2 protein-coding genes are annotated in these 2,587 nt (G+C 70.4%); both read left to right on the forward strand.

Annotated features, from left to right (window positions below; translation table 11 throughout):
• On the forward strand, positions 1-1,001 hold a 1,001-nt coding region (locus JNW98_RS32800), incomplete at its 5' end, for a 1-deoxy-D-xylulose-5-phosphate reductoisomerase (protein WP_223771943.1).
• Positions 998-2,299 carry a M50 family metallopeptidase gene (locus JNW98_RS32805; protein WP_223771944.1) on the forward strand — a complete coding sequence of 434 codons (1,302 nt, stop codon included), beginning with the start codon at positions 998-1,000 and terminating at the stop codon, positions 2,297-2,299. The genes JNW98_RS32800 and JNW98_RS32805, both read left to right, overlap by 4 nt.
• The last annotated feature ends 288 nt before the right edge of the window (positions 2,300-2,587 follow it).

Consider the following 2,587-nt stretch of genomic DNA (forward strand, 5'->3'; position numbering starts at 1 on the left):
GCTACGGCGCCCGGCCGCTGCCCGAGGTGCTGGCGGGCCCGGACGCGGCCACCGAGCTGGCGCGCAGCGAGTGCCATACGGTCCTCAACGGCATCACCGGTTCCATCGGCCTGGCGCCGACGCTGGCGGCCCTGGAGGCCGGCCGGTCGCTGGCGCTGGCCAACAAGGAGTCGCTGATCGTCGGCGGCCCGCTGGTGAAGGCCGTCGCCAAGCCCGGGCAGATCGTCCCGGTGGACTCCGAGCACGCCGCCCTCTTCCAGGCGCTGCTCGGCGGGGCCCGCAGCGAGGTCCGCAAGCTGGTGGTCACCGCCTCCGGCGGCCCGTTCCGCGGCCGGACCAAGGAGCAGCTGGCCGCCGTCACCCCCGCCGACGCCCTCGCGCACCCCACCTGGGCGATGGGCCCGGTGATCACGATCAACTCCGCGACCCTGGTCAACAAGGGGCTGGAGGTCATCGAGGCGCACCTGCTCTACGACATCCCCTTCGACCGCATCGAGGTCGTCGTCCACCCCCAGTCGTACGTGCACTCCATGGTCGAGTTCACGGACGGCTCCACCCTGGCCCAGGCCACCCCGCCGGACATGCGCGGCCCGATCGCCATCGGCCTCGGCTGGCCCGAGCGGGTGCCGGACGCCGCCCCGGCGTTCGACTGGTCCAAGGCGTCCACCTGGGAGTTCTTCCCGCTCGACGAGGAGGCCTTCCCCTCCGTCGCGCTGGCCCGGCACGTCGGCACCCTCGGCGGCACCGCCCCGGCCGTCTTCAACGCCGCCAACGAGGAGTGCGTCGACGCGTTCCTCTCCGGCGGCCTGCCGTTCAATGGCATCGTGGACACCGTCGCCGAGGTCGTGGCGGAGCACGGCACCCCCGACCGGGGAACCCTCCTCACGGTCCCGGACGTCCTGCAGGCGGAGACCTGGGCGCGCGCCCGGGCCCGTGAACTGGTGGCGCGTACGGCAACCGAGACCCGTACGGCCGGAACGACCTCGGAGGCCCGCGCATGACCCTTCTGATGACGGTCCTCGGGATAGTCGTCTTCGTGGTGGGCCTGCTGTTCTCCATCGCCTGGCACGAACTGGGCCACCTCTCGACCGCCAAGATGTTCGGCATCCGGGTGCCGCAGTACATGGTCGGCTTCGGCCCCACGCTGTTCTCCCGGAAGAAGGGCGACACCGAGTACGGCATCAAGGCCGTCCCGCTCGGCGGCTACATCCGCATGATCGGCATGTTCCCGCCCGGCGAGGACGGCAAGATCGCGGCCCGCTCCACGTCCCCCTGGCGCGGCATGATCGAGGACGCCCGGTCGGCGGCGTTCGAGGAGCTCCAGCCCGGCGACGAGAGCCGGCTCTTCTACACGCGCAAGCCCTGGAAGCGCGTGATCGTGATGTTCGCCGGGCCGTTCATGAACCTGATCCTGGCCGTCGTGCTCTTCCTCGGCGTGCTGATGACCTTCGGGATCCGCACCGAGACGACGCAGGTCGGCTCGGTCCAGGACTGCGTCGTCAAGGCGTCCAGCGCCACCGACACCTGCCCGAAGAACGCCCCGAAGTCCCCGGCCAACGCGGCCGGCCTGCGGGCCAAGGACAAGATCGTCGCCTTCGACGGCCACCCGACACCCGACTGGAAGACGATCCAGAAGGAGATCCGGAAGACCACCGGACCGGCGACGATCACGGTCGAGCGCGACGGGAAGCGCCTCGACCTGCACGCCAACCTCATCAAGAACCAGGTCCAGAAGTACGACGGCGACGGCAACCCGGTCCGCGGCGAGTACGTCACCGCCGGCTTCCTCGGCTTCGCGCCCGCCACCGGCATCGTCCAGCAGTCCTTCGGCCAGTCGGTCGACCGGATGGGCGACATGGTCCAGTCCGGCGTCGAGTCCCTGGTCGCCCTGCCCGGCAAGATCCCCGACCTCTGGAACGCGGCCTTCGACGGCGGCGAGCGCAAGGCCGACTCCCCGATGGGCGTAGTCGGCGCGGCCCGGGTCGGCGGCGAGGTCTTCACCCTGGACATCCCGCCGTCCCAGCAGATCGCGCTGATGCTGACCCTGGTGGCAGGCTTCAACCTCTCGCTGTTCCTCTTCAACATGCTGCCGCTGCTCCCGCTGGACGGCGGCCACATCGCCGGTGCCCTGTGGGAATCGGTGCGCCGGATGTTCGCCAAGGTGTTCCGCCGCCCCGACCCGGGACCGTTCGACGTGGCCAAGCTGATGCCGGTCGCCTACGTCGTCGCGGGTATCTTCATCTGCTTCACTCTGCTCGTCCTCGTGGCCGATGTGGTGAATCCGGTGCGCCTCACATAAGAAGGGCGGGGGTTCGCCCCGCCCCGCGCCCCCCCGCGCGCGGAACGCGTTCCGCCACCGTTCGTTCGTGCGGTGTTCGGGGCGGGATGTGCTTCCGGGGAGGCGCTTGCCGTAATCTCGGAGACCGGAGCCCGCCGATCTCGGGACCATGATTCAGACCTTGGGGTTGCTCGCCAGATGACCGCGATTTCGCTGGGAATGCCGTCCGTTCCGACCAAGCTCGCCGACCGCCGGGTCAGCCGCAAGATCCAGGTCGGATCCGTGGCCGTGGGCGGGGACGCGCCGGTG

It is taken from the genome of Streptomyces huiliensis, assembly GCF_020037025.1.
In the GTDB taxonomy this organism is placed as follows: Bacteria; Actinomycetota; Actinomycetes; order Streptomycetales; family Streptomycetaceae; genus Streptomyces; species Streptomyces huiliensis.

Bases quoted from the DNA above. Each gene is read 5' to 3' on its own strand.
- JNW98_RS32805 (WP_223771944.1), top strand. From the start codon at position 998: ATGACCCTTCTGATGACGGTCCTCGGGATAGTCGTCTTCGTGGTGGGC.